25 protein-coding genes are annotated in these 24,638 nt (G+C 69.7%); all 25 read left to right on the forward strand.

Going from position 1 to position 24,638, the window contains the following annotated elements; translation table 11 throughout:
* Nucleotides 1-24 precede the first annotated feature (24 nt).
* Nucleotides 25-705, forward strand: coding sequence for a prepilin peptidase (locus tag FV560_RS07310; RefSeq protein WP_159620836.1), 681 nt, complete (start codon nucleotides 25-27; stop codon nucleotides 703-705).
* A gap of 61 nt (nucleotides 706-766) precedes the next feature.
* Nucleotides 767-1,984, forward strand: a complete 1,218-nt coding sequence (gene aroC / locus FV560_RS07315; protein WP_159620837.1) for a chorismate synthase — start codon at nucleotides 767-769, stop codon at nucleotides 1,982-1,984.
* Nucleotides 1,981-2,493, forward strand: a complete 513-nt coding sequence (locus FV560_RS07320) for a shikimate kinase (RefSeq protein ID WP_159620838.1) — start codon at nucleotides 1,981-1,983, stop codon at nucleotides 2,491-2,493. Before aroC ends, FV560_RS07320 begins: the two co-directional genes overlap by 4 nt.
* Nucleotides 2,490-3,572 carry a 3-dehydroquinate synthase gene (gene aroB, locus FV560_RS07325; RefSeq protein WP_159620839.1) on the forward strand — a complete coding sequence of 361 codons (1,083 nt, stop codon included), beginning with the start codon at nucleotides 2,490-2,492 and terminating at the stop codon, nucleotides 3,570-3,572. Before FV560_RS07320 ends, aroB begins: the two co-directional genes overlap by 4 nt.
* A gap of 3 nt (nucleotides 3,573-3,575) precedes the next feature.
* Entirely contained in the window at nucleotides 3,576-4,016 is a 441-nt protein-coding gene (locus FV560_RS07330; RefSeq protein WP_159620840.1) for a type II 3-dehydroquinate dehydratase, read from the forward strand.
* 67 nt (nucleotides 4,017-4,083) lie between these two features.
* A complete protein-coding gene (locus tag FV560_RS07335) occupies nucleotides 4,084-4,704 on the forward strand; it encodes a hypothetical protein (RefSeq protein ID WP_159620841.1) in 621 nt (206 codons plus the stop codon).
* Nucleotides 4,701-5,108: a hypothetical protein gene (locus FV560_RS07340; protein ID WP_159620842.1), complete on the forward strand. Its 408-nt coding sequence runs from the start codon at nucleotides 4,701-4,703 to the stop codon at nucleotides 5,106-5,108. Before FV560_RS07335 ends, FV560_RS07340 begins: the two co-directional genes overlap by 4 nt.
* A 99-nt stretch (nucleotides 5,109-5,207) precedes the next feature.
* Nucleotides 5,208-5,771 (forward strand): elongation factor P, encoded by a 564-nt coding sequence (gene efp, locus FV560_RS07345; RefSeq protein ID WP_159620843.1) that lies wholly within the window; start codon nucleotides 5,208-5,210, stop codon nucleotides 5,769-5,771.
* A gap of 3 nt (nucleotides 5,772-5,774) precedes the next feature.
* Nucleotides 5,775-6,233 (forward strand): transcription antitermination factor NusB, encoded by a 459-nt coding sequence (gene nusB / locus FV560_RS07350; RefSeq protein ID WP_159620844.1) that lies wholly within the window; start codon nucleotides 5,775-5,777, stop codon nucleotides 6,231-6,233.
* 1 nt (nucleotide 6,234) lies between these two features.
* Nucleotides 6,235-7,611 carry an MFS transporter gene (locus FV560_RS07355; protein WP_235019982.1) on the forward strand — a complete coding sequence of 459 codons (1,377 nt, stop codon included), beginning with the start codon at nucleotides 6,235-6,237 and terminating at the stop codon, nucleotides 7,609-7,611.
* Complete coding sequence (locus FV560_RS07360; protein ID WP_159620845.1) at nucleotides 7,608-9,059, forward strand: pyridoxal phosphate-dependent decarboxylase family protein; 1,452 nt, start codon at nucleotides 7,608-7,610, stop codon at nucleotides 9,057-9,059. Before FV560_RS07355 ends, FV560_RS07360 begins: the two co-directional genes overlap by 4 nt.
* An 85-nt stretch (nucleotides 9,060-9,144) precedes the next feature.
* Entirely contained in the window at nucleotides 9,145-9,696 is a 552-nt protein-coding gene (gene pyrR / locus FV560_RS07365) for a bifunctional pyr operon transcriptional regulator/uracil phosphoribosyltransferase PyrR (protein WP_159620846.1), read from the forward strand.
* Complete coding sequence (locus tag FV560_RS07370) at nucleotides 9,693-10,658, forward strand: aspartate carbamoyltransferase catalytic subunit (protein ID WP_159620847.1); 966 nt, start codon at nucleotides 9,693-9,695, stop codon at nucleotides 10,656-10,658. Before pyrR ends, FV560_RS07370 begins: the two co-directional genes overlap by 4 nt.
* A complete protein-coding gene (locus FV560_RS07375) occupies nucleotides 10,655-11,983 on the forward strand; it encodes a dihydroorotase (protein ID WP_159620848.1) in 1,329 nt (442 codons plus the stop codon). Before FV560_RS07370 ends, FV560_RS07375 begins: the two co-directional genes overlap by 4 nt.
* Nucleotides 11,980-13,200 (forward strand): glutamine-hydrolyzing carbamoyl-phosphate synthase small subunit, encoded by a 1,221-nt coding sequence (gene carA, locus FV560_RS07380; protein ID WP_235019983.1) that lies wholly within the window; start codon nucleotides 11,980-11,982, stop codon nucleotides 13,198-13,200. Before FV560_RS07375 ends, carA begins: the two co-directional genes overlap by 4 nt.
* Nucleotides 13,200-16,541, forward strand: coding sequence for a carbamoyl-phosphate synthase large subunit (gene carB / locus FV560_RS07385; protein WP_159620849.1), 3,342 nt, complete (start codon nucleotides 13,200-13,202; stop codon nucleotides 16,539-16,541). Before carA ends, carB begins: the two co-directional genes overlap by 1 nt.
* A complete protein-coding gene (gene pyrF / locus FV560_RS07390) occupies nucleotides 16,538-17,437 on the forward strand; it encodes an orotidine-5'-phosphate decarboxylase (protein WP_159620850.1) in 900 nt (299 codons plus the stop codon). Before carB ends, pyrF begins: the two co-directional genes overlap by 4 nt.
* 71 nt (nucleotides 17,438-17,508) lie before the next feature.
* A complete protein-coding gene (gene mihF / locus FV560_RS07395) occupies nucleotides 17,509-17,820 on the forward strand; it encodes an integration host factor, actinobacterial type (protein WP_159620851.1) in 312 nt (103 codons plus the stop codon).
* Nucleotides 17,813-18,403, forward strand: a complete 591-nt coding sequence (gmk, locus tag FV560_RS07400) for a guanylate kinase (protein WP_159620852.1) — start codon at nucleotides 17,813-17,815, stop codon at nucleotides 18,401-18,403. Before mihF ends, gmk begins: the two co-directional genes overlap by 8 nt.
* Before the next feature lie 114 nt (nucleotides 18,404-18,517).
* Nucleotides 18,518-18,781, forward strand: coding sequence for a DNA-directed RNA polymerase subunit omega (gene rpoZ / locus FV560_RS07405; protein ID WP_159620853.1), 264 nt, complete (start codon nucleotides 18,518-18,520; stop codon nucleotides 18,779-18,781).
* 8 nt (nucleotides 18,782-18,789) lie between these two features.
* Nucleotides 18,790-20,076, forward strand: coding sequence for a bifunctional phosphopantothenoylcysteine decarboxylase/phosphopantothenate--cysteine ligase CoaBC (coaBC, locus tag FV560_RS07410; protein ID WP_159620854.1), 1,287 nt, complete (start codon nucleotides 18,790-18,792; stop codon nucleotides 20,074-20,076).
* Nucleotides 20,073-21,293 carry a methionine adenosyltransferase gene (gene metK / locus FV560_RS07415; RefSeq protein ID WP_235019984.1) on the forward strand — a complete coding sequence of 407 codons (1,221 nt, stop codon included), beginning with the start codon at nucleotides 20,073-20,075 and terminating at the stop codon, nucleotides 21,291-21,293. The genes coaBC and metK overlap by 4 nt, the downstream gene beginning before the upstream one ends.
* A gap of 21 nt (nucleotides 21,294-21,314) precedes the next feature.
* Nucleotides 21,315-23,444 carry a primosomal protein N' gene (locus tag FV560_RS20510; protein ID WP_159620855.1) on the forward strand — a complete coding sequence of 710 codons (2,130 nt, stop codon included), beginning with the start codon at nucleotides 21,315-21,317 and terminating at the stop codon, nucleotides 23,442-23,444.
* Between the two features lie 91 nt (nucleotides 23,445-23,535).
* Nucleotides 23,536-24,144, forward strand: coding sequence for an HAD family hydrolase (locus tag FV560_RS07425; protein WP_159620856.1), 609 nt, complete (start codon nucleotides 23,536-23,538; stop codon nucleotides 24,142-24,144).
* Between the two features lie 306 nt (nucleotides 24,145-24,450).
* A partial coding sequence (locus tag FV560_RS07430; protein WP_159620857.1) for a hypothetical protein occupies nucleotides 24,451-24,638 on the forward strand: 188 nt, incomplete at its 3' end.

Raw genomic sequence — 24,638 nt, forward strand, 5'->3', positions numbered from 1 at the left:
GACCGACGCTGCCATGATGGGCGGATGTGGGGATCGGTTGCCGGGGCGCTGCTGCTGGGAATGACGGCGTGGGCGAGCACAGGACTGGTGCGCCGTTTCACGTCCGGGACGCCAGGCAACTCAACCACAGCGAGTACCTCCCGCCACGCGGGCAACCGCTGGATGCGCTGGCGGATCCACATCCTGCTGGCGGCGCTGACAGGCGCCGGGGTGATGGCCCTCCCCGTCGGGCCGGCCGTGCAAGCAACCCTCGCCGCTGCCGGTCTCGGGCTCGCGCTGCTGGTCACTGTCGACCTCGCGGTGCACCGGCTCCCGGACCGGCTGGTCGTCGCCGTCGCCGTCGTGGTATTGACCGGTCTGCTGGCATCAGTCCTCCTCGGAGAGGGGAGTTGGGCAGATCTGGGACGTGCCGCCGTCGCCGGCATCGCCGTGGGTGCAGGCTTCCTCGTGCTGTGCCTGCTGACGCCCTCCGGCCTGGGACTGGGGGACGCCAAGCTCGCAGCGGTCCTCGCCACACTGCTCGGCTGGTTCTCCTGGTCGGCAGTACTCGCCGGCATCGTGCTGGCCTTCGTCACGGGCGGCCTCGTGGCTCTCGCACTGCTGGTGGCCAGGCGGGCAGGGCGCCGCACCCCGATCGCATTCGGACCGTTCCTCAGCCTCGGGGCCGCACTGGCCGTGGCGGTCGCCACGACGGCCCCGGCGTGAGGATGACTCGCCTCCTGGACATGCCCTCAAGACCAGCGCGCAACCGTGGGAGGATGTCGCCATGCTCCGATGGTTGACCGCAGGCGAGTCGCACGGCCCCGCAGTTCTGGGGATCCTCGAAGGGGTCCCGGCTGGTGTGGAGATCACCACCGACGACGTGGCCGGGGCGCTGGCCCGGCGCCGGCTGGGCTACGGACGCGGCGCCCGGATGAAGTTCGAGCAGGACGCCGTCCGTCTCCTCGGCGGTGTCCGGCACGGGCACACCATGGGTGGTCCGGTGGCGATCGAGATCGGCAACTCCGAGTGGCCCAAGTGGGAGCAGGTGATGTCCGCCGATCCGGTGGACACCTCCGTACTGGACGTCGACGCCGGTACCGGTGACGCCCGCGAACAGGCCCGCAACAAGCCGCTCACCCGCCCCCGGCCCGGGCACGCCGATCTGGTGGGCATGGCGAAGTACCACCTCGACGACGCCCGCCCCGTCCTCGAACGCGCCTCTGCCCGGGAAACGGCCACCCGCGTGGCCCTCGGCCGGGTGGCCGCCGCCCTCCTTGAGCAGGCGGCCGGCGTTCGGCTCGTCTCGCACGTGGTCCAGACCGGTCCGATCAGCGTGCCCGAGGATGCCGCCCTGCCTGGTCCGGACGACGTCGACACCCTCGACGCCGACCCGGTGCGCTGCTTCCACCCGGAGAGCTCGGCGCGGATGGTCGCCGAGATCGACGACGCCAAGAAGTCCGGCGACACCCTCGGCGGGGTGGTGGAGGTGCTCGCCTACGACGTGCCGCCCGGGGTGGGCAGCTATGTGCACTCCGACCGCCGCCTGGACGCCCGGCTCGCGGGTGCGCTCATGAGTATCCAGGCCATCAAGGGAGTCGAGGTCGGCGACGGCTTCCGCACCGCGGGCAGACGTGGCTCCGTCGCCCACGACGAGATCGTGCGCGACGCCGACGGGCACCTGACCCGCCAGACGAACCGCGCCGGTGGTGTCGAAGGGGGGATGGCGAACGGTCAGGTTCTCCGGGTCCGGGCCGCTCTCAAGCCGATCTCGACCGTTCCGCGAGCCCTCGCCACCGTGGACGTGGCCACCGGTGAGGCGGCGACGGCACTGCACCAGCGTTCGGATGTGTGCGCCATCGCCCCCGCAGCCGTGGTCGCCGAGGCCATGGTGGCCCTGGTGGTGGCGGAATCGTTGCTGGAGAAGTTCGGCGGCGACTCGATCTCGGAGACGGCGCGCAATGTGCGCACCTACCTGGAGTCCATCCCGGAGCACATGCGATGAGCCCCCGGACCCCGCGCCTCGTGCTCATCGGCCCGCCCGGTGCCGGGAAGTCGACGGTCGGTCACCTGCTGGCCGAGTCCCTAGGCGTCACCTTCCGCGACACCGACGCCGACGTCGAGACGACCGAGGGCCGCGCCATCTCCGACATCTTCGTCGATGACGGCGAGCCGTACTTCCGCCGCGTCGAGCGAGCTGCCGTCCAGCGTGCCCTGGGCGAGCACGACGGCGTCCTCGCCCTGGGTGGGGGAGCGATCCTCGATCCGGATACGCAGGCCGACCTCACCGGACACTCCGTGGTGTTCCTCTCGGTCGGTCTGGCCGACGCCGCCGGGCGGGTCGGGTTGACCACCAGCCGCCCCCTGCTGCTGGGCAGCCCCCGCCGTCAGTGGCAAGAGCTGATGGAGGCCCGGCGCGCGATCTACGAAGGGCTGGCGACCGTCGTCGTGCGCACCGACGGGCTCAGCCCGGAGGAGGTCCGTGACCTCATCCTCGCGGAGGTGGGAGCGTGAGCGAGCCGGTCACCGTGCAGGTGCGCGCCGAGCATGACTATGACGTACTCATCGGTTCCGGACTGCTGGACCGGCTGCCCGCACTGGTCGGTGACGGCGTAGCCCGGGTCTTCCTGATGCACCCACCGGCCCTGGCCGAGCAGTCTGCTGCAGTCGCGGGACGGCTGACGGCGGCCGGCTACGAGGTCCGGACGCACCCGCTCCCCGACGCCGAGCAAGCCAAGACGGTCGAGACGGCGGCCGGTTGCTGGGCAGCGTTGGGACAGGACGCCTTCACCCGGACCGATGTGGTGATCGGGCTCGGCGGGGGAGCCACCACCGACCTCGCCGGCTTCGTGGCAGCCACCTGGTTACGGGGCGTACGCGTGATCCAGATCCCGACGACCGTCCTTGCCATGGTTGACGCTGCGGTGGGTGGCAAGACGGGCATCAACACCGACGAGGGCAAGAACCTCGTCGGTGCCTTCCACTCACCGGGTGCTGTGGTGTGCGATCTGGACTGGTTGCGTACCTTGCCCGAGGCAGACCTGCGGGCGGGTATGGCCGAGGTGGTCAAGTGCGGCTTCATCGCCGACCCGCGGATCCTGGAGCTGGTGGAAGCCGATCCCGCCGCCGCGATGAATCCGGCTGGCCCGGTGCTGGCGGAACTGATCCGACGAGCGGTCCAGGTCAAGGCCGATGTGGTCTCGGCCGACCTGAAGGAGTCTTCGCTGCGGGAGGTGCTCAACTACGGGCACACTTTCGCTCACGCGGTGGAGCACTACGAGAAGTACCGGTGGCGGCACGGGGAGGCGGTCGCCGTCGGGATGGTGTTCGTGGCCGAGCTCGCCCACCGGGCGGGCCTGATCGACCTTGCGCTGCTGCAGCGCCACCGGGACGTCCTGACCGCGCTGGGACTGCCGACGCGCTACCGGCCCGGCGTGTGGGAGGAGCTGCGGACCGCGATGGGGCGGGACAAGAAGACCCGCGGCGCCACGCTGCGCTTCGTCGTGCTGGAAGGACTGGCACGTCCGACCCGCCTGGTGGGACCCGATCCCGCCCTGCTCGACGCCGCCTACGCCGCGATCACCGGGGAGTGAGACATGACTGACGTGCTGGTGCTGAACGGCCCCAACCTGGGCCGCCTGGGGAGTCGCGAGCCGGACGTGTACGGCCATCTGGATCATCCCGGTCTGGCCGGGCGCGTGCTCGCATGGGCCACCGAGCTGGGTTTCGAGGCCGAGGTGCGTCAGACCGACGACGAGGCCGAGCTGATGGCATGGCTGCACGAAGCGGTCGATACGCGCCGGGATGTGGTGCTGAACCCGGCGGCGTTCACGCACTACTCGTACGCGCTGCGGGATGCGGCCGCCCAGGTGACCACCGGCGGGTTGCGCCTGATCGAGGTACATCTGAGCAACCCGGCGTCCCGCGAGCGATTCCGGCACACCAGCGTGATCGCGGGCGTCGCCACGGGAACGATCGCGGGTTTCGGTGTCGATTCCTATCGCCTGGCCCTTCAGGCTCTGGCTCATCAAGCCTGACACCTTGATACTTGGTTATCAAGGTATAGGCCTTGATATGTAGTGATCAACGATCTACCCTTGATTCATGTTCGTCGTGACCGCTGACCAGAATGCCTCCCGGCGTCGAGGGGACCTCGTTCCCGAGACGCTGGCACACCTGCAGCACATCGGTACCGACCTTGATCTCACGCTGCCGTTCGAGCGCACGGTGGGCGACGAGATCCAAGGCGTCCTGGCATCGGCTGCCAGTACTCTCCGGATCGTCCTCGCACTGCATCGCCGCCAGGACTGGAGCGTGGGCATCGGTGTGGGAGAGGTGGACCGCCCCCTCGCCGAGAGTTCCCGGGCGTCGTCGGGTGCGGCCTTCCTCCACGCTCGTGAGGCCGTCGAACGCGCACGCGGTCGCACGGTCCCGGTCCCGATGGCTGTCACCGCCGACGATGACGACGGTGCCGGTGAGGTCGAGGCCCTGCTCCAGCTCCTCGCCTCTGTGGTGCGACGACGCACCACAGCCGGGTGGGAGGCGATCGACCTGCTGATGGCCACCGGTGGCACCGGGCGCGAGATCGCTGCCGAGCTGGGCATCTCTCCCCAGGCCGTCAGCGACCGGCTGCGGACCGCGATGTGGGACGAAGAGCGCGCAGTCCACCCCCTCGCGGAGCGCCTCCTGGCATCGTTGGACAAGCCTGCTAAGCAGGCATCATGAACGTCGGCGAGATTCTCCTCACCGTGGCCGTCGCCTGCCTTGCCCTGGGTGTCTCGGCCGGTGCCGGTGCACCTCTGACCGGGTGGTTGCTCGGTCGTATCGCCCGGCGCACCGAGCCACCAGAGGACCCACCGGCGCTCGAGCCGGAACCGACAGCCGCGGAGGTCCTGCGCGGCGGACTGTGGATCGGGATCCTCGAACGGTTCGCCATCACCGGGTGCATCCTCGTCGGCTACCCCGCCGGGATTGCCGTCATCGTCGCCATCAAGGGCCTGGGACGGTTCCGCTCCCTGGACGGCCATGCCAACGTCTCCGAGCGGTTCCTCGTCGGGACGCTGGCTTCGTATCTGTGGGCCGCCCTCATCGGCCTCGGGGGCTTGGCCCTGTTCCATCTGATCGGCTGAGGCGCGCTCGAAGGCCCGGGCACGTTACCCTGAGTGCCGCACCGGGCCCGGCCTCTTGTCGTCAGCCCGTCCCGACCAACCTGTAGTGAGGAAGATCGCGTGGCAACGACCAACGACCTGAAGAACGGCACCGTGCTCAACATCGACGGGCAGTTGTGGTCCGTCGTGGAGTTCCAGCACGTCAAGCCGGGCAAGGGGCCCGCGTTCGTCCGTACCAAGCTCAAGGGCGTGACCTCCGGCAAGGTCGTCGCCAAGACCTTCAACGCCGGTGTGAAGGTGGAGACCGCGAACGTCGACCGCCGGGACATGCAGTACCTGTACCTCGACGGCACCGGCTACGTCTTCATGGACACCAGCGACTACGAGCAGATCGCCGTACCCGAGGATATCGTCGGGGACGCCAAGAACTTCCTCCTCGAAGGTGCTGAAGTGATCGTGGCCCTGCACGAGGGGCTGCCGCTGTACATCGACCTGCCCGCCTCGGTGGTCATGGAGATCACCTACACCGAGCCTGGCCTGCAGGGAGACCGTTCCACCGGCGGCACCAAGCCGGCCACGATCGAGACCGGCTACCAGATCCAGGTTCCGCTCTTCCTGGAAGCCGGCACGAAGGTCAAGGTCGACACCCGCACGGGTGACTACCTCGGCCGCGTGAACGACTAGCAGATGGCCGCACGCACGAAGGCGCGCAAACGTGCCGTGGACGTCCTCTACGAGGCCGACCAGCGCGCCGTCGCCGCCCAGTCGGATCCAGCCACATCCGATCCCGGCCGCCCGACCCCGGTCTCAGTCCTCGCTGAACGCCTCATCGAACCCGGCACCCAGACCGCCCTGCCGCAGTACTCGGTGGAGATCGTCGAAGGGTTCGCAGCACACGCCGAGCGCATCGACGAGGTTCTCGCCACCTTCTCCCAGGGATGGACGCTGGAGCGGATGCCGAGCGTCGACCGCGCGATCCTGCGGGTGGGCACCTGGGAAGTGCTCTACAACGACGAGGTGGACGCCGCGGTCGCGATCGACGAGGCGGTCGGGCTGGCGCGAGAGCTCAGCACCGACGACTCACCCGGGTTCGTCAACGGCCTCCTCGGCCGGATAGCCGAGCTGGGGCCGAACCTGGTGGACTGACGTGCCGACCCCAGCCCCCGATCCCCAGCCCGAGGTGCCCAACCGGCTCCGGGCCGCCTATGCCGCCGGGTCGGTGGGCACCGGGGGATTCGGCACCTTGCCCGGGCTGGTGCTCAGCTACTACCTGACCGACACCCTCGGCGTCACCGCCGGCCTGGCCTCGCTGGTGGTCACGGTCCCGAAGATCTGGGATGTGGTGGTCGATCCGCTGGTGGGCCGGCTCAGCGATGCCAGTGCCCGGCGCACCGGGTCGCGGGCCCGGATCATGCTGGTCGGCGCGTTGAGCCTCCCGGTCGCCTTCACGTTGCTGTTCGCAGCACCCGGGACCGGTGGCGCGGCCGCCGCCTGGGTCGTCGGTGCCTTCCTCCTCGCCACCACCGCGTTCTCGCTGTTCCAGGTGCCCTATATCGCCCTACCCGCCGAGCTCGCACGGACCCCCGCCGCCCGCACCCGGCTGCTCGCCCCGCGCATCGCCGTCCTGGCCCTGGCCATCCTCGCCTTCGGCGGAGGGGGACCGATCGTGCGAGACGCCGCAGGCTCGGGGCGTACCGGCTACCTGGTGATGGCCGTCGTCACGGGCCTGATCATGGCCGCGGGCATGGTGATCGCGGCCACCGGCACCCGGCGACACAGCTCAGCCGTCGTTGCCGCGCGTGAGCTGTCCTCACCGCAGCCGGAGAGAATCCTGGCCGCCTATCGCACCGGTATCCAGGTGCTACGGGACTGCGCCCCGTTGCGAGCGCTCCTGGCGGCATTCGTACTGCAGGCACTCGCCGCCGGCGCGATGCTGGCTGCGGCTCAGTACGTCGCCACCTACGTCCTCGGACAGGAGAGCGCCGTCACCGGACTCTTCATCGCCCTCGTGGCACCGGCGCTGTTGGTGATGGCACCCGCGCGCCGGCTCGCTGACCGTGTGGGCAAGAAGCGCGCGTTCGTGGCGAGCAGCCTGCTGTTCGCACTCGCTGCGGCGTCCTTGATGTTCATGACGGCGGCCGTGGGCTGGTGGGTATACCTCGCCGTCGCCGTGGCCGGGGTTGCCTACGCCGGGATGCAGCTGTATCCGCTGGCCATGCTGCCGGACGTGATCGCCCGCGACACCCATACCCGCCCCGCCGGCCACGATCGGGCCGGTGTGATCGCCGGTGTCTGGACGGCAGGCGAGACCGCCGGCATGGCGCTGGGCCCGACGCTCGCGCTCGCCGTGCTCGCCGTCAGCGGATTCGTCTCCAGCACAGGCGAGGGGCCCGCCGTCCAGCCCGGATCCGCCCTGACCGCCGTTGTGGTGATCTTCAGCGCGCTCCCGGCCCTGCTGGCGGGAGTCTCGCTGTTCCCGTTGGCCCGCTACCGCGACCCCCAGCAGTACACGGAGGCTCGATGACCGACGACGATACGACCCGCATCCTGGCCGAACTGGCACAGATCCGGCAGGCAGACCCGCCCACCCACGGCGGCCGGGTGCTGTCCTACGTCTACGATCACGGCCGTCCCGAGCTCGACCGGCTCGCTGCGGACGCGGCCGCGATGTTCCTCCCCGTGAACGGGCTCGACCCCACGACGTTCTCCTCCGTGGCACGCCTGGAGCGAGACCTGGTGCGCTTCACCCGATCGGTACTCCACGGCGACGAGAACGTGGTCGGCTCGGTCACGTCCGGTGGCACCGAGTCCTGCCTGCTCGCCGTGAAGTCGGCACGGGAGTCCTGGCTCGCCCAGGAGGGCCGCCGTGCCGGCGACCCCGGCAGCCCCCGGCCCGAGGTGGTCATGCCCACGACGGCGCACCCCGCCTTCCGTAAGGCGGCCCACTATCTGGGCCTGGTGCCGGTGGAGGTCCCGGTCGATCCCGCGACCGGGATCGTCGACGCCGACGTCCTGCTCTCCGCAGTCACCACCTCCACGGCGCTCGTCGTAGTCAGCGCACCGAACTATCCGTTCGGCACCATCGATCCGATCACACGAGTCGCTGCCGGGGCAGCGGGGCGCGGCGTCGCCGTGCACGTCGACGCCTGTATCGGAGGGTGGCTGTTGCCCTGGTGGCCCGGGGAGGGCACGGGCGGCGAGCCGTGGGACTTCGCCGTCGACGGTGTCACCTCCATCTCGACCGATCTGCACAAGTACGGCTACGCCCCGAAGGGAGCCTCGGTCGTGCTGTACCGGGAGCGCCAACGCCACCGCGGGCAGTATTTCGCCACCACGAGCTGGCCCGGGTACCCCGTGGTCAACCCCACGATGCTCGGCTCGCGCTCGGCGACCGCGATGGCGGCAGCGTGGGCCGTCACCCAGGCGCTCGGCACTCAGGGGTACGCCGACCTGGTCGCGCAGACCGCTGCGGCGACCGGTGCTGTGCGCCGGGCGATCGATGGCATCAGCGGCCTCAGCGTGGTGGGTGATCCCGCCGTTGCACTGCTGGCGGTGGCGGCGGATCCGGACCGGGCTCCGGCGCACCAGGTCGATCCGTTCGCCTGGGTCGATGCCGTGCGCCGGCGCGGATTCCTGCTGCAGGCCCAACCAGCCTTCGCTCAAGGTGATGGCTCGGTGCTGCCGCGCACCGCGCACCTGACCTTCACACCGGTCACCGAGTCCGTCACCCGTGAGCTGGTCGCCGCCTTGCGTGAAGGTGCCGATGAGGTCCGGGGTCGTGCGGCGCCTGGGCCACAACCCGACCTGGTGGAGCGCGTGATCACCGGTGGTCTGCCCGAGGAGATGGCTCCGGTGCTCTCCACTCTCGAGGCGATGGACGGTGAAGCGGCGCCCGCCGCCCTGACGTCGCTGCTTGCGTCGGTGATCGACCCAGACGTGGGGCACGACACAGACGGCGCTGCGGACGCCTGATCGTGCCCGCGGCCCGGGTAGAGTAATGCCTCGGCACGCAACCCTTTAAGCCCGTCCCGTGAGGCGGGGAAGGAGGCAAACGCCGGTGACTTCTGGCGCCCCAGCACGAGTCGTTCTCTCCGAGCACGACATCTCCCGGGCTTTGACCCGGATCGCACACGAGATCGTCGAACGCAACAAGGGCGCCGAGGAGGTGCTGTTGCTCGGCATCCCCACGCGCGGTGTCCCGCTCGCCACCAGGATCGGCGCCCGGATTGTCGAGGCTGAGGCAGGCGGTCTCACCTCCGAGGATCTGGTGGGAACCATCGATCCGACGATGTACCGCGACGATCTGCGCCGCCAGCCGACCCGCGGTCTCGAACCCACCCGGATCCCGCCGGCTGGACTGACCGACAAGGTCGTGGTGCTCGTCGATGACGTGCTCTACTCCGGTCGCACCGTGCGTGCCGCACTCGACGCACTCTCGGACGTCGGCCGTCCCCGCGCGGTGCAGCTCGCGGTGCTCGTCGACCGCGGGCACCGGGAGCTGCCGATCCGTGCCGACTACATCGGCAAGAACCTGCCGACCGCCCGCCACGAACGTGTCAGCGTCCATCTGAGCGAACTCGATGACGCCGATGAGGTGGTGCTCTCATGAGGCACCTGCTCTCGGCCGCCGATCTCAGCCGCGAGGAGGCCATCACCGTCCTCGACACGGCCGCGACGATGGCAGCCACCCAGTCCCGAGAGATCAAGAAGCTCCCGGCGCTGCGGGGGCTGACCGTCGTGAACCTGTTCTTCGAGGATTCCACCCGCACCCGCATCTCGTTCGAGGCCGCCGCCAAGCGACTGTCGGCTGATGTCATCAACTTCGCCGCCAAGGGCTCCTCGGTCTCCAAGGGGGAGTCCCTGAAGGACACGGCCCAGACGCTGCAGGCGATGGGTGCCGACGCCGTGGTCATCCGCCACTCCGCTTCCGGTGCACCGCACCGGCTCGCCACCTCGGGCTGGATCGACGCGCCCGTGGTCAACGCCGGTGATGGGATGCACCAGCATCCGACGCAGGCGCTGCTCGACGCCTTCACCATGCGCCGTCACCTGATGCCCGAGGGCGGTGCCGGTGCCGGTCTGGACGGCAAGCGCGTGGTGATCGTGGGGGACGTGCTGCACTCCCGGGTGGCGCGCTCGAACGTCGACCTGCTGCACACCCTCGGCGCCGAGGTGACCCTGGTGGCACCACCCACACTGCTGCCGATCGGTGCCTCGACGTGGCCGTGCCGGATCTCCTACGACCTCGACGCCGCCATCGCCGAGCAGGCGCCGGACGCCATCATGATGCTGCGGGTGCAGCGCGAACGCATGTCGAGTGCGGGCGGCGGGTTCTTCCCCTCGGCCGCCGAGTACTCCCGCCGGTACGGCCTCGACGCTGCTCGCTTCGAGGCACTGCCCGGCCACGCCCTGATCATGCATCCCGGTCCGATGAACCGCGGCCTGGAGATCTCTGCCCGGGCGGCTGACTCTGACCGCTCCACCATCGTCGAACAGGTTGCCAACGGGGTGGCCGTACGGATGGCCGTGCTCTACCTGGTGCTCGCCGGCAACGAAGGGACGCCCTCATGACCGACTACCTCATCACCGGTGCCCAGCTGCCTGAGGGCTCGATCACCGATCTGCTGCTCGCCGATGGCCGCATCGCCGCCACCGGATCGGACGCCGCCGACATGGCCGGTGCTCGAGCCGGCGCTCAGGTCCACCGCATCGACGCCCACGGACTGGTGGCCCTGCCGGGCCTGGTCGATCTGCACACGCACCTGCGCGAACCCGGCCGGGAGGATGCCGAGACCGTCGCTTCCGGCACCCGGGCAGCGGCTGTAGGCGGTTTCACCTGCGTGCACGCGATGGCGAACACCACACCGGTGGCCGATACGGCCGGAGTCGTCGAGCAGGTCTGGCGCCTCGGCGAGGATGCCGGGTGGGCGCAGGTGCGGCCGGTGGGGGCCGTCACGGTCGGCCTGGCGGGGGAGCAGCTCGCGGAGCTGGGTGCGATGGCCTCCTCAGCGGCGCGTGTTCGCGTGTTCTCCGATGACGGTCTGTGCGTGCATGACCCGGTGCTGATGCGCCGGGCGCTGGAGTACGTCAAGGCCTTCGACGGCGTCGTGGCCCAGCATGCACAGGAGCCGCGCCTGACCGCTGGTGCACTCATGCACGAGGGCATCGTCTCCGCCGAGCTCGGCCTGACAGGGTGGCCGGCCGTCGCGGAAGAGGCGATCATCGCCCGCGATGTCCTGCTCGCCGAGCATGTGGGCTCGCGCGTGCACATCTGCCACCTGTCCACCGCCGGCTCGGTCGACATCGTGCGCTGGGCCAAGGCACGTGGGATCCAGGTGACCGCCGAGGTCACCCCGCACCACCTGATGCTGACCGATGAGGCCATCCGCGGCTACGACCCGCAGTTCAAGGTCAATCCGCCGCTGCGCACCGCCGAGGACGTCCAGGCCGTGCGGGACGGGTTGGAGGACGGCACGATCGACATCGTGGCCACCGATCACGCCCCGCACCCCAGCGAGGACAAGGACTGTGAGTTCGCCGCTGCCGCGATGGGGATGACCGGCCTGGAGACCGCCCTGTCCGTGGTGACCGAGGCGATGGTGGCGGACGACTCCCGCGACTTCGGCTGGCAGGACCTCGCGCGCACGATGTCGGCCACCCCGGCCCGCATCGGCCGGGTGACCGGGCAGGGGCGTCCGCTCGCAGCCGGCGAGCCGGCGCATGTGACCCTCGTCGATCCCTCCGCCCGTTGGACCGTGGACCCCGCTGGGCTGCGTACCGCTAGCGAGAACACCCCGTTCGCCGCCCGGGAGCTGCCGGCTCGCGTGATGGCCACCTTCTACCGCGGCGTGGCGACCGTGCTTGACGGCCAGCCGCAGGACGGGAGCACCCGATGACCACGACCACACTGATGCCGAAGGACCATGCCGTGACCGGAACCTCAGATCTCGCTCTTCTTGTGCTCGAGGACGGAACGGTGGTGCGTGGCCGTGCCTATGGTGCCCGCGGCGTGACCTTCGGCGAGATCGTGTTCTCGACCGGGATGACCGGCTACCAGGAGACCCTGACGGACCCCTCGTACCACCAGCAGATCGTGGTCATGACCGCCCCGCACGTCGGCAACACCGGCGTCAACGACGAGGACCGCGAGTCCGGCCGCATCTGGGTCTCCGGGTACGTGATGCGTGACCCGGCACGGCGCCCGTCGAACTGGCGCTCCCAGCGCAGCCTCGACGAGGAGCTCCAGACACAGGGAGTCGTCGCCATCAGCGATGTGGACACCCGGGCGCTGACCCGCCGCCTGCGCGAGGGCGGGGTGCTGCGTGCCGGCATCTTCTCCGGAGAGGCGCTGCCGGACGTCGTCGACGCGCGCACCGAGTCCGAGTTGCGCGAGCAGGTGCTCGCCTCACCGGAGATGGCCGGCGCCGACCTGTCCGGTGCCGTCACCACCACCGAGGCGTATGTGGTCGAACCCACCGGGGACTTCGCCGGGAAGGAACCGATCGGCACCATCGCCGCCCTCGACCTCGGCATCAAGGCCATGACACCGCAGCGGATGGCCGAACGCGGTCTGCGCGTCCACGTACTGCCTGCGGCCACCACCCTCGAGGAGGTGCAGGCCCTGCAGCCCGACGGGGTGTTCTTCTCCAACGGGCCCGGTGACCCGCAGACGGCGGAGCATGCGGTCGACCTGCTGCGCGGTGTGCTGGACGCGAGAATCCCGTTCTTCGGGATCTGCTTCGGCAACCAGCTGCTGGGCCGCGCCCTCGGGTTCGGCACCTACAAGCTCGCCTACGGGCACCGCGGCATCAACCAACCGGTGCAGGACGTGACCACCGGCAAGGTGGAGGTCACGGCGCACAACCACGGGTTCGCCGTCGACGCGCCGATCGGTGAAGCGACCACCGCCCCCTATGACGACGGCCGCTACGGCCGGGTACTCGTCTCCCACGTGGGCCTCAACGACAACGTCGTGGAAGGCCTGCAGTGCCTCGACCTGCCTGCCTTCTCCGTGCAGTACCACCCGGAGGCTGCTGCCGGACCCCACGACGCCGCCTATCTGTTCGACCGCTTCGTCGACCTGCTCACCTCGACCACGAAGGACCACGCCTGATGCCCCGCCGCACCGACATCTCCAGCGTCCTGGTCATCGGCTCCGGGCCGATCGTCATCGGCCAGGCCGCCGAGTTCGACTATTCCGGCACCCAGGCGTGCCGCGTGCTCCGGGAGGAGGGCCTGCGGGTCATCCTCGTCAACTCCAACCCGGCGACGATCATGACCGACCCCGAGTTCGCCGACGCCACCTATGTCGAGCCGATCACGCCGGAGGCGGTAGCCGCGATCATCGCCCAGGAGAAGCCCGACGCGCTCCTGCCCACCCTCGGCGGCCAGACCGCACTGAACGCCGCGATCGCACTGGACGAGGCCGGGGTGCTCGCCGAGCACGGGGTCGAGCTGATCGGGGCCAACATCGAGGCCATTCACCTGGCCGAGGACCGGGAGAAGTTCAAGGGTGTGGTCGAACGCTGTGGCGCCGAGTCCGCCCGCAGCTCCATCTGCCACTCCATGGACGAGGTGCTCGCCGCCGTGGAGGATCTGGGCTATCCGCTGGTGGTGCGCCCCTCCTTCACCATGGGCGGGCTCGGTTCCGGTATCGCCTTCGACGAGGCCGAGCTGCGGCAGATCGCGGGAGCGGGCCTGCACTACTCGCCCACGACCGAGGTCCTGCTGGAGGAGTCGATCCTCGGCTGGAAGGAGTACGAGCTCGAGTTGATGCGCGACCGCAACGACAACGTCGTGGTCGTCTGCTCGATCGAGAACGTCGACCCGGTCGGGGTCCACACCGGCGATTCGACCACGGTGGCGCCTGCGCTCACCCTCACCGACCGCGAGTACCAGAAGCTGCGCGATGTCGGCATCGCCGTCATCCGCGAGGTGGGCGTGGACACCGGGGGCTGCAACATCCAGTTCGCCGTCCATCCCGATACCGGCCGTGTGGTCGTCATTGAGATGAACCCGCGGGTCTCCCGGTCCTCGGCGCTGGCCTCGAAGGCCACCGGCTTCCCGATCGCCAAGATCGCGGCGCGGCTCGCCGTCGGCTACACCCTGGACGAGATCCCGAACGACATCACCGGATCCACGCCGGCCTCGTTCGAGCCCACGCTCGACTACATCGTGGTCAAGGTACCGCGGTTCGCCTTCGAGAAGTTCCCCGCCGCCGACCCGACGCTGACCACCACGATGAAAAGCGTCGGTGAGGCGATGGCCCTCGGCCGCAACTTCACCGAGGCGCTGCAGAAGGCGATGCGCTCGATCGACTACACCGGCTCCAGCTTCGACTTCTCCTCGCCGGCGCCCGACGCCGAGGAGACTGCGGCCCTGCTGGAGTCGATCCGAACGCCGACCGATCACCGGATGCTGGACCTGATGCGCGCGATCCGGGGTGGGGCGGAGCTGTCGGAGCTGTTCGATGCCACCTGGATCGACCCGTGGTTCCTGGACCAGTTCCAGCTGCTGCACGAGGTGGCCGAGGAGGTGCGCGCTGCTCCGGCGCTGACCACCGAGGTGCTCGCCCGGGCCAAACGGCACGGTTTCTCCGACGAGCAGATCGCCGGCATCCGCCGGCTGGGTGAGGCGACTGTCCGGGAGATGCGGCACGCCTATGGCCTGCGCCCGGTGTTCAAGACCGTGGACACGTGCGCCGCCGAGTTCGCCGCCCGCACGCCGTACCACTACTCCAGCTACGACTCCGAGACCGAGGTGCAGCCGCGCGAGCGTCCGGCGGTTCTCATCCTCGGCTCCGGGCCGAACCGGATCGGTCAAGGGATCGAGTTCGACTACTCCTGCGTGCATGCGGCGCTGGCGCTGAAGGACTCCTACGAGACGGTGATGATCAACTGCAACCCGGAGACCGTCTCCACCGACTACGACACCGCGGACCGGCTGTACTTCGAACCGCTCACGTTCGAGGACGTGCTCGAGATCTACGAGGCCGAGCTGGCCGCCGGTCCGGTGGCGGGCGTCATCGTCCAACTGGGTGGCCAGACCCCGCTGGGCTTGGCCGACCGGCTGGCCGAGGCTGGCCTGCCGATCTGGGGGACTCCGCCGTCGGCGATCGACGCAGCAGAGGACCGCGGCCAGTTCGGTGAGGTGCTCGTCCAGGCCGGGTTGCCCGCACCGGCATTCGGCACCGCCAGCACCCTGGTGGAGGCGAAGGAGATCGCCGACCGGATCGGCTACCCGGTGCTGGTGCGTCCCTCCTATGTGCTCGGCGGGCGTGGGATGGAGATCGTCTACGACGAGGCACAGCTGGTGGACTATGTCTCCCGTGCCACTGGCACCAGCAGCGAGGCGAGCAGGCTCCCGGCTCCCGTACTGGTGGACCGCTTCCTCGACCAGGCGATCGAGATCGACGTCGACGCCCTCTACGACGGCGAGCAGCTGTTCCTCGGTGGCGTGATGGAGCACATCGAGGAGGCCGGGATCCACTCCGGTGACTCCGCGTGTGTGCTCCCGCCGGTCACGCTCTCGGACTCGATGATTGCCCGGATCCGCGCCTCCACCGAGGCCATCGCGGCCGGGGTCGGCGTGCGCGGATTGCTGAACATCCAGTTCGCCCTGGCCGCGGATGTGCTGTACGTGCTGGAGGCCAACCCGCGCGCCTCCCGCACGGTGCCGTTCGTGGCGAAGGCCACCGGGGTACCACTCGCGCGGGCCGCCGCACTCCTGATGAGCGGGCAGTCCATTGCCGAGCTCACTGCCGCCGGAGTACTGCCGGACACGGATGCATCTGTCACCGACCACGGCGCACCGTTGGCGGTCAAGGAGGCCGTACTTCCCTTCAAACGTTTCCGGACGGCGTCCGGTCAGGTCGTCGACACGGTGCTCGGCCCGGAGATGCGCTCCACGGGTGAGGTCATGGGCTACGACGTGGACTTCCCGCTGGCGTTCGCCAAGTCACAGGCCGCCGCCTTCGGCGGTCTGCCGACGACGGGCACCGTGTTCGTCTCGGTAGCCGACCGGGACAAGCGTTCCCTGACGCTGCCGGTGAGCCGGCTCGTCGAACTCGGTTTCCGGATCCTGGCCACCGCGGGCACCGCGTCGGTGCTGCGGCGCAACGGGATCGCCGCTGAGGTGGTGCGCAAGGCTTCGCAGGGGCCCGGACCCGACGGGGAGGGGACGATCATCGACCTCATCACCGCAGGGGAGGTCGACATGGTGCTGAACACCCCGGGAAGCAAGGGCGCACGTGCCGACGGCTACGACATCCGGGCTGCCACCACCGCCGCTGACAGGGCGATCGTGACGACCATGCAGCAGTTTACCGCCGCGGTTCAGGCGATCGAGGCGATCCGGCGGGGACCCTTCGCGGTGAAGTCGCTCCAGACCCACGACGCCGACCGGGCGGATCGACTGCGCGAGGTGGAGGCCACCGTGGTCGGGGCGGGCACGTGAACGCCGCCGGGGCCACGACGCCCCCACGCGCGCCCTTCGGGCGGCGGCTGGCGACCGCGATGGACGCCTATGGGCCGCTGTGCGTGGGCATCGACCCGCACGAGGAGCTGCTGGCTGGATGGGGGCTTCCCAGCACCGCCGATGGCGTGCGGGAGTTCGCTCTGCGCACGGTGGAGGCGCTTCGTGACGTGGTCGGCGTGGTCAAGCCGCAGGCTGCGTTCTTCGAACGCTTCGGCAGTGCTGGGGTCGCGGTGCTGGAGGAAACGATCGCAGCATGCCGTGCGGCAGGGCTGCTGTGCATCGTCGACGCCAAACGTGGCGACATCGGCAGCACGATGGGCGGATACGCCAGCGCCTACGTCGGCGAGGATTCCCCCCTGGCGGGCGACGCCGTCACCGTGTCACCGTATCTGGGCTTCGGCTCCCTCGACCCGCTCATCGAGCGGGCTCAGGCCACGGGACGTGGCGTGTTCGTGCTGGCGCTGACCTCCAACCCGGAGGGCGCCCAGGTGCAGCATGCCCGCGAGGCCGGCGGGACGAGCGTCGCCGCACGGATCGCAGCCGAGGCGGGGCGTCGCAACGCCGCCGAGCTCGAGGCAGGTGAGCCCCTCGGCAGCGTCGGGCTCGTGGTCGGAGCGACCGTGGGGTCGGCGCCACGTGAGCTCGGGATGGATCTGGCCGCCGTCGGTGGCGCATTGCTCGCCCCGGGCCTGGGCGCACAGGGTGCCGGGGTGGATGAGATCCGCCGCGTCTTCGCCGGAGCCGAGGGCGCCGTTCTGCCATCGAGTTCGCGTGAGATCCTCTCCGCGGGACCGACCGGTCTGGCTGTTGTGGCGCAGCGGGTGCAAGATGGCCTGTGCGACCTGCGGCGTTCCGACGGCGGAACCTCCGATTGATTTGCATCGGCCTGCTCGCTACGTTGCCAGGCATACGTCCTATCCGTCCCCGACCGGCGAGGTGACACACCGTGGCCCTTCCTCCACTCACGCCCGAACAACGCGCGAAGGCGCTTGAGAAGGCGGCACAAGCCCGCGTGACGCGTGCTGAGGTGAAGAATCGCCTGAAATACTCCGGCGGCAAGCTCTCCGAGGTGATCACCGAAGGGCAGGAGGACGATGCGATCGGCAAGCTCAAGGTGCTCGCACTGCTGGAGTCCTTGCCCGGAGTCGGGAAGGTGACGGCACGTACCGTGATGACCGAGGTCGGCATCTCGGAGTCACGCCGGGTCCGCGGTCTCGGTCCGCAGCAGATCGCCAAGCTGGTCGAGCGGTTTGGCTGAGGCAACCACAGACCGTGCCCGCCTGACGGTCCTGGCCGGTCCGACCGCCGTCGGCAAGGGGACGGTGTCGGCTGACGTACGCGCCCGCTACCCGCATGTCTGGCTCTCCGTGTCGGCCACGACGCGCCCTCCCCGGCCCGGGGAGGTGGACGGAGTCCACTATCGCTTCCTCTCACCGGAGGAGTTCGCCCAGATGGTCAGCGAAGGCGAGTTCCTGGAGTGGGCTGTCGTGCATGGCCGTCACTCCTACGGCACGCCGCGTGGTCCGGTGGAGGAACGACTCGCAGCGGGGCGTCCGGCACTGCTCGAGATCGATTTGCAGGGCGCACGTCAGGTGCGTCAGACCATGCCCGAAGCGCACTTCGTGTTCCTGGCGCCACCGAGTTGGGAGGAACTCGTGCGGCGGCTCGAGGGACGAGGCACAGAGGACGCCGACGAACGTCAGCGCCGCCTCGCCACGGCCGAGGTGGAGATGGCGGCGGCCGCCGAGTTCGACCGTACGATCATCAACGACGACGTCACCCGAGCCACGGACGAGCTCGTGGAGCTGATGGGCGTCACCACACCGGAACGAACCGCCTGACCCGCATTCGCCACGAGAACGGGTAGCATTGAACGTTGGCGGTGGGTCCTCGTACGCCCTCACGGCGCATGAGATGTTCCCGCTGCTACGCACCGACTATCGCGAGGGATCCACATGTCAGGAACTGTTGCTGCACCCGAGGGCATCACCGACCCGCCCATCGACGACCTGCTCAAGGCCGCGGACTCGAAGTACGCGCTGGTGATCTACTCCGCCAAGCGGGCCCGGCAGATCAACGCCTACTACGCCCAGCTGAACGAGGGTCTGCTGGAGTACGTCGGCCCGCTCGTGGAGACCAAGCCGCAGGAGAAGCCGCTCTCCATCGCGATGCGCGAGATCAACGAGGGCCTGCTGACGGCTGAGAAGACCGAGGGCTGACACCCGCGATGCGCATCCTGCTCGGCGTGAGCGGGGGGATCGCCGCCTACAAGGTGCCCTCTGTGCTGCGTGCGCTGCGGGAGGACGGTCACGCCGTCCGGGTGATTCCCACCCGGGCGGCGCTCGACTTTGTGGGTCGTGCCACCTGGGAGGCGCTCAGCGGTGAGCCGGTGACCACGTCGGTCTTCGACGGCACCGAATCGGTGGACCACGTGCGTCTCGGACGCGAGGCGGAGCTGGTCGTGGTAGCGCCCGCGACCGCCGACCTGCTCGCACGTGCCGCTGCCGGTATCGCCGACGACCTGCTGACTGCGACGCTCCTGACGGTGACCTGCCCGGTGGTGCTCGCCCCGGCGATGCACACCGAGATGTGGCTGCATCCGGCCACGCAGCGCAACGTCGCGACGCTGCGAGAGCGTGGGGTCCATGTGATCGATCCGGCGGTCGGCCGCCTCACCGGTGCCGACTCCGGGCCCGGACGGATGCCCGAACCGCACCAGATCGTCGACGTCGCTCTGGCTGCTGCGGGAGCTTCCGGCGCTACCGATCGCGACGGCGGGGATTTGCAGGGGCTCCAGATCGCGATCAGTGCCGGTGGCACGCGCGAACCCCTCGACCCGGTCCGTTTCCTGGGAAATCGTTCCAGCGGGCGCCAGGGGGTAGCCCTCGCCGCTACGGCAGCAGCACGCGGTGCTCAGGTGCGCCTGGTGGCAGCGAACGTCGATTCCTCGGTGCTCGGTGTTGTTCCCGACGGCGTCCAGATCACCTCGGTCGAGACTACTGCGGAGCTGCAGGAGGCCATGCTCGAGGCGGCGGCGAGTGCGGACGTGGTCGTCATGGCTGCCGCGGTCGCCGACTTCCGCCCGGCGCAGACACGGACCGAGAAGACCAAGAAGCACGCCGACGGCAGCGTCGAGAGTCTTGAGCTGGTCCAGAACCCCGACATCCTCGCCGGCCTCGTGTCAGGTCGGCGAGAGGGTCAGATCATCGTGGGTTTCGCGGCCGAGACGGGGGACGCCGACGGCTCGGTGCTCGATCATGGTCGCGCCAAGGCCCGCCGCAAGGGCGCTGACCTGCTGGCTGTGAACGCCGTCGGTGCCGATGTCGGGTTCGGGGACGTGCCGAACGAGGTACATCTACTCGACGCTTCCGGAAGTGACCTCGGCGCTGGCGGTGGGACCAAGGACGACGTTGCGCACGTGGTGTGGGACGCCGTCGTGAGGCTTCTCAGCAGCCGGTCGGGCAGCGAGACACCGACGGTGAGTACGTCCGCCGCAGGTAGGCTCTCCGGGTGACCATCCGCCTCTTCACTTCCGAGTCCGTCACCGAAGGGCACCCTGACAAGGTTGCGGACCGTATCTCCGACTCGATCCTCGACGCGATGCTCGAGGCCGACCCGGCGTCCCGGGTGGCCGTGGAGACGCTGGTGACCACCGGACTGGTGCATGTGGCCGGTGAGGTCACCACGGAGAGCTACGTCGAGATCCCACGGTTGGTGCGCAGCGTGGTGAACGCGATCGGGTACACCTCTTCCGACATCGGTTTCGACGGTCATTCCTGCGGTATCTCCCTCTCGATCGGTCAGCAGTCACCCGATATCGCCGCCGGGGTGGACAAGTCTCTCGAACTGCGGACCTCGGCCGAGCACGAGGAGACCGGTTTCGATGCCCGGTTCGACGAGCAGGGCGCCGGTGACCAGGGGCTGATGTTCGGGTATGCCACGGACGAGACGCCCGAGTTGATGCCGCTGCCCATCCTGCTCGCGCATCGTCTGAGTGCCCGGCTGACACAGGTGCGCAAGGAGGGGATCGTGCCGGGGCTGCGGCCCGACGGCAAGACGCAGGTCACGATCGCCTATGACGGCGACCGTCCCGTGGCCGTGCGCACAGTGGTCGTCTCCACCCAGCACGAAGCACAGGTGCGCCTCGTCGAGGACCTGGAGCCCGCCGTCCGGGAGCACGTGGTCGCCCACGAGCTCGCGCGGATCGGGGCCGACCTGGACATCGACGTCAGTAGCTACGAGTTGCTCGTGAACCCCACCGGCACCTTCGTGATCGGTGGTCCGATGGGCGATGCCGGACTGACCGGCCGCAAGATCATCGTCGACACCTACGGCGGGATGGCCCGCCACGGTGGGGGCGCGTTCAGCGGGAAGGACCCCTCGAAGGTGGACCGCTCCGCCAGCTACGCGATGCGCTGGGTGGCCAAGAACGTCGTGGCGGCCGGGCTGGCGCGCCGCTGCGAAGTCCAGGTGTCCTACGCGATCGGGCGCGCTCACCCGATCGCGGTGTACGTGGAGACGTTCGGCACCGAGACGGTACCGGTGGAAGCGATCACGGCAGCCATCTCGCAGGTGTTCGATCTGCGGCCGGCAGCCATCATCGACGCACTGGACCTGTTGCGCCCGATTTATGCGCTGACCTCGACCTATGGTCATTTCGGGCGCGAACTGCCGGAGTTCACCTGGGAACGCACCGACCGCGCCGACGCTCTGCGTGCCGCGGTCTCCTGACCGCGGCGTCACCTGCTCGTGATGGGATCGGGTGCTGTGGACGTCGAACAACCGAGCCTGCTCGACCCGGGTGCCGTGGCGCCGCCGCAGCCAGCTCCCTACAGCGGCGTGGCCCAGGTGATCGTCGACGTCCCGCTGCCGCACCTGGACCGGACCTTCGACTACGGAATCCCGCCCGAGCTGGACGCCGACGTGCACCCAGGTGTACGCGTGAAGGTGCGCTTCGCCGGGCTCGAGCGCGACGCCTACGTCGTGGGCCGTACCCGCACCTCCGATCACGGTGGGTCGCTCTCTCCGGTGCGGAAGGTGCCGTCCTCTGTGGCCGTGCTCGCCCCGGAGATCCTCTCGCTCGCCCGGCGGGTGGCGCGTCGGTACGCCGGGACCACCACCGACGTCCTGCGCCTCGCCGTGCCGCCTCGCCACGCCACCGCGGAGCGGTCGGTCCTCGAGGGGCTTGCCGAACAGGCAGACCGGCGCATCCCATGGGAGGAACAAGCCGGCGACGGCGGAGCTCACCTCGGTCAGGAGACGTTGCCCGATCCGCAGGTCGAGCACACCGATCTCGACGCGGCGACCCTGCGCGTGTGGCAACCCTATGCAGGGGGAGAGGCATTCCTGCGCCGTCTCACGGCTGGGCAGTCGCCGCGGGCGGTGTGGTGCGCGCTGCCATGGTCGGACGCCGGGCCGGAGGAGGCGCCACCACACTGGGCCGGGGCGATCGTGGCAGCCATCCAGGCGGTGCGCGCGGGCGGACGAGACGCCGTCGTGTGTCTGCCCGATCAGCGAGACATCGCGAGCCTGGGCGAGGCACTGACGGCGGCCGGGGTGGATCATGTGGTCCTGAGCGCCGACCAGGGCGCCTCGGCGCGGTACCGCCGCTTCCTGCTCGCGCTCACCGGGCAGGCGCACGTGGTGATCGGCACCCGGTCGGCGGCGTTCGCACCGGTACGCAACCTGGGCCTGGTGGTGTGCTGGGACGACGGCGACGATCTGCATGCCGAGCCGCGAGCACCGTATCCCCACATCCGGGAGGTCCTGTGCCTACGGGCTGAGGAGGAGTCCGCGGCGGCGCTGATCGGCGGGTTCGGGCGAACCCCGCATGCGGAGATTCTGGTTTCGCAGGGCTGGGCGCGCTCGGTGCAGGCGGCGCGGGGACTGGTACGGGCGAGTACACCGCGGGTGAGCGCACCCACTGATGTCGATCTCGCACGAGAAGGGGCCGCCGGGCGGGCACGTATCCCGGGTGCGGCCGTGCAGGTCGTCCGGCGCGGTCTGAGCGAGGGGCCGGTGCTCGTGCAGGTGCCGCGTTCGGGATATCTGCCGGTCGTGGCGTGCCAGACGTGCCGGACGCCGGCACGCTGCGGCGAGTGCCACGGCCCGTTGGCACTGGACCGTCCGGATGCGACACCCCGGTGCCGCTGGTGTGGGCGGTGGCAGACGCGCTGGCAGTGCGGTACGTGCGAGGGAACGCGGGTCCGGGCAGCGCGGGTGGGGTCGGATCGGACGGCGGAGGAGCTCGGTCGCGCGTTTCCGGGCACTCCGGTGCTGGTCTCGGACCGGGACTCCGGAGTCACCGCTGAGGTGGATGCGCGGCCACGCCTGGTGGTCGCGACCCCGGGGGCGGAGCCAGAGGCGCAGGGCGGGTATCGAGCAGGGCTCCTGCTCGATGCTGCGGTGCTGACCGGGCGACCTGAACTGGGCGCCGCAGTGGAAGCGCTGCGGCGGTGGTTGCGGGCGGCGGCGCTGGTTCGCCCGGATGGTCAGGTGATGCTGCTGGGTCAAGGAGCCCCCGTGCCGGTGCAGGCGCTGGTGCGGTGGGATCCGGTCGGTCACGCGCAGCGCGAGCTGAGCGAACGTGGCGAGCTGGAGTTCCCTCCGATCACGCAGTGGGCTGCCGTGACCGGCGATGCGACAGCGATGCGGCTGTTCAGTGCGCGGCTGCGGCTTCCGGAAGGCGCAGTGACGCTGGGGCCGGTGCCGGTGGAGGAGACGGGCCCGGACGGGGAGCCCTGGGTGCGCCTCCTGGTGCGCTGCCCACGGGATCAGCGGGACGAGTTGGGCCAGGCGTTGGCGGAGGCGGTCGCGATCCGCAGCGCCCGCAAGGAACCAGGTTCGCTGCGGGTGCGGGTGGACCCGGAACGGGTGGTCTGAGGAACCTCTGGGGGCGGCCACAGGCGATCCAGGGAACGGAGCGGGAGTGAGAGACATCGCAAAGACTGGTGCGGCAGATGGAGGACGAGACGTGAGCAGGATCAGCGCCGTGGTCTTCGACTTCGGGCAGGTGCTGGTGCACTGGGACCCGACCGCAGTGTGGGAGGGCGAACTCTCTCGGCAGGAGGCCCTCACTGCGCTCGAGGAGGCGGACTTCTTCGCTGTGAATCGGAGGCTGGACGCCGGCGCACGGTGGGCGGACGTGCGTGGTGAGCACGAAGCGAGAGTGGGGGAGCGGGTGCAGGTGGTGGACCGCTACCTGCAGGACTTCCCACGGTCACTGGTGCGGCCGATGGAGGGAATGGAGGCACTCGTGCGGGACCTCCAGCACGCCGGGATCCGGACGCTCGGACTCACGAACTGGTCCGCGGAGACGTTCCATCACGCCCCGGATGTGGTGCCCGCGATCGCTCTCATGGAGGACGTGGTGGTGTCCGGGCAGGTCAAGTTGGCGAAGCCGGATCCGGCTATCTACACCTTGATGCTGGATCGGTTCGGCCTGGACCCCGCACAGACCGCCTTCGTGGACGACTCGCCGCCGAACGTCGACGCGGCCCGCGCGCTGGGCATCCGGGCCGAGGTTTTCACCGGTGCCGACGAGTGGCGGGCAGCGCTGCGCCGGTGGGGCGTGGCGGTGTGACGTGGCTCGACCGCCGGCTCTGTGACGTGGCTGGACCGCCATGTGGTCCCCGGGAGGATCGGTGCTTGCACCTCCCGGCTCCTGTCGATCTACGCAGATGACGCCATCCTGACCTCCGTACCCGCTCTATGTCGGTGGTGGGTGGGAGGGTGTTTTCATGACCTCGACAGCTGCTCGCGACTCGTTCTCGGTTCCGGCCGGGAACGGGGTGGTGACAGGGGTGCGCGTGAACCGGATACTGGCGTGGGTGTGGCCCCTGACCTGGGCTAACGGGGCGATGTCAGTGGTCGGTGGGAGAGTGTTTTCATGACCTCGACAGCCACTCACGACCCCTTCTCGGTTCCGGCCGGGAAGGGGTTGTTGGCTGCTGTGCGGGCCAATGGGGTGGCAGCTCGCGCGGTGGAGGTCGAACGGGCCGAACTGGTGGTGGCGTGGGTGCGTCAGGCCGCGATCGACCCCGATGACCCGGCGGCCGGGAACGGCGTGTTCGACCC

Source organism: Ruania rhizosphaerae, assembly GCF_009805705.1.
GTDB classification, from domain to species: domain Bacteria; phylum Actinomycetota; class Actinomycetes; order Actinomycetales; family Beutenbergiaceae; genus Ruania; species Ruania rhizosphaerae.

Bases quoted from the DNA above. Each gene is read 5' to 3' on its own strand.
- FV560_RS07310 (WP_159620836.1), top strand. From the start codon at position 25: ATGTGGGGATCGGTTGCCGGGGCGCTGCTGCTGGGAATGACGGCGTGG.
- aroC (WP_159620837.1), top strand. From the start codon at position 767: ATGCTCCGATGGTTGACCGCAGGCGAGTCGCACGGCCCCGCAGTTCTG.
- FV560_RS07320 (WP_159620838.1), top strand. From the start codon at position 1,981: ATGAGCCCCCGGACCCCGCGCCTCGTGCTCATCGGCCCGCCCGGTGCC.
- FV560_RS07330 (WP_159620840.1), top strand. From the start codon at position 3,576: ATGACTGACGTGCTGGTGCTGAACGGCCCCAACCTGGGCCGCCTGGGG.
- FV560_RS07335 (WP_159620841.1), top strand. From the start codon at position 4,084: ATGTTCGTCGTGACCGCTGACCAGAATGCCTCCCGGCGTCGAGGGGAC.
- FV560_RS07340 (WP_159620842.1), top strand. From the start codon at position 4,701: ATGAACGTCGGCGAGATTCTCCTCACCGTGGCCGTCGCCTGCCTTGCC.
- nusB (WP_159620844.1), top strand. From the start codon at position 5,775: ATGGCCGCACGCACGAAGGCGCGCAAACGTGCCGTGGACGTCCTCTAC.
- FV560_RS07360 (WP_159620845.1), top strand. From the start codon at position 7,608: ATGACCGACGACGATACGACCCGCATCCTGGCCGAACTGGCACAGATC.
- FV560_RS07370 (WP_159620847.1), top strand. From the start codon at position 9,693: ATGAGGCACCTGCTCTCGGCCGCCGATCTCAGCCGCGAGGAGGCCATC.
- FV560_RS07375 (WP_159620848.1), top strand. From the start codon at position 10,655: ATGACCGACTACCTCATCACCGGTGCCCAGCTGCCTGAGGGCTCGATC.
- carA (WP_235019983.1), top strand. From the start codon at position 11,980: ATGACCACGACCACACTGATGCCGAAGGACCATGCCGTGACCGGAACC.
- carB (WP_159620849.1), top strand. From the start codon at position 13,200: ATGCCCCGCCGCACCGACATCTCCAGCGTCCTGGTCATCGGCTCCGGG.
- rpoZ (WP_159620853.1), top strand. From the start codon at position 18,518: ATGTCAGGAACTGTTGCTGCACCCGAGGGCATCACCGACCCGCCCATC.
- coaBC (WP_159620854.1), top strand. From the start codon at position 18,790: ATGCGCATCCTGCTCGGCGTGAGCGGGGGGATCGCCGCCTACAAGGTG.
- FV560_RS20510 (WP_159620855.1), top strand. From the start codon at position 21,315: ATGGGATCGGGTGCTGTGGACGTCGAACAACCGAGCCTGCTCGACCCG.